Here is a 438-nt window from a genome sequence, read left to right as displayed (position 1 = left end):
CAAATTTTACCTTAGCCTGATCCACCAGCAGTGAAACTGGTGTTCAGTCTATATCTATCACATATCCGAATTTTTAAAGAACGATCTGACAAAAGTCAGAAATCAACATTCGAAGCGAATGCTCATTTCTGAGTTTGATCAAGGTACAGCAAGTGGTGGAGCCAAGCGGGATCGAACCGCTGACCTCCTGCGTGCAAGGCAGGCGCTCTCCCAGCTGAGCTATGGCCCCGCATATTGGTAGGTCTGGGCAGATTTGAACTGCCGACCTCACCCTTATCAGGGGTGCGCTCTAACCAACTGAGCTACAGACCTATATAGGGTCTTGATCGTCTTCGACAATGAATCAAGCAATTCGTGTGGGAGCTCATCAGCAGGCTGATGTCGTCGATTAAGGAGGTGATCCAGCCGCAGGTTCCCCTACGGCTACCTTGTTACGAC

General features: G+C 49.5%; 2 tRNA genes. Both read right to left on the bottom strand.

Annotated elements, in window-relative coordinates:
- Positions 1-153 precede the first annotated feature (153 nt).
- Positions 154-229, bottom strand: a tRNA-Ala gene (locus tag I8746_RS26960).
- Positions 230-235: 6 nt separating this feature from the next.
- Positions 236-312: transfer RNA gene (locus tag I8746_RS26955), tRNA-Ile, on the bottom strand.
- Between the last annotated feature and the right edge of the window lie 126 nt (positions 313-438).

It is taken from the genome of Pseudomonas sp. USTB-Z (assembly GCF_019691255.1).
Taxonomy (GTDB): Bacteria; Pseudomonadota; Gammaproteobacteria; order Pseudomonadales; family Pseudomonadaceae; genus Aquipseudomonas; species Aquipseudomonas alloputida.
The sequence above is the reverse complement of the archived record's forward strand: the minus strand, read 5'-3'. Positions and strand labels throughout refer to the sequence as shown.